This is a genomic window from Desulfosarcina cetonica JCM 12296 (assembly GCF_001311845.1).
GTDB lineage: Bacteria > Desulfobacterota > Desulfobacteria > Desulfobacterales > Desulfosarcinaceae > Desulfosarcina > Desulfosarcina cetonica.
In genome coordinates this window covers 1-621 of sequence record NZ_BBCC01000540.1, presented here as the reverse complement: position 1 = coordinate 621, position 621 = coordinate 1, and the positions used below count along the sequence as shown (strand labels likewise).

Sequence of the window (621 nt, the reverse complement as noted above, 5' to 3'; positions counted from 1 at the left end):
GCTACGTCTCAGTTTAGTTGACTCTGTTTGTCTCAAAGTATCTGACCTTCCTTCATTCCCACAATAATTGAATCAGATTGCCCTCATGTTCATTGATCGGATAGTCAACCCATCCAATGGGATTTGTGTTTCAATCGCTCCACCGCATCGACGAAGCTGCATTGAGTGACAGCAATGACCAAATCGATGGGATTGAAGTTTTTCTCGCAATCAAAACATCGTGCCAGGTTGGTTTTCGGATTTGTCGCCGTATGAAAGTGATCGCACAATGGGCATCGAAAGCGCAGCAGCGTTTTATCAGGGCGGATATCCAGCTGTAACACGTCGACAATCACGGCGTCGATGGGGATGCGATTTCTTAGTGAGCGCAAAAAGCTTGCGGAGTAATGGTTGGCCATGGTGCCCTCCTATGGCAGATTAAATTCACTCATGGTTTCGTTGACCAGCGTGTCATTGATTTTTTTCAGGTTGCGCGATGCGGCATGGATCAGGCAGGCGGTAGCGACGTTGTTGATTTGGCGGGGGACGCCGCCGGTGTAGTCATGGATCAGGTTTTTTGCCTCGGTCTCGAAGATCTTGGTGTTTCCACCGGCCAACGTCATGCGGTTGTCGATATAAGCG

General features: G+C 49.1%; 1 protein-coding gene and 1 pseudogene. Both read right to left on the bottom strand.

The genetic code is table 11. From position 1 onward, the window contains the following. Positions 1-104: 104 nt before the first annotated feature. A complete protein-coding gene (locus JCM12296_RS35475) occupies positions 105-398 on the bottom strand; it encodes a CHC2 zinc finger domain-containing protein (RefSeq protein WP_054702862.1) in 294 nt (97 codons plus the stop codon). A 9-nt stretch (positions 399-407) separates the two neighbouring features. After that, positions 408-621, bottom strand: a pseudogene (locus JCM12296_RS40905) (hypothetical protein); the annotation flags it as partial.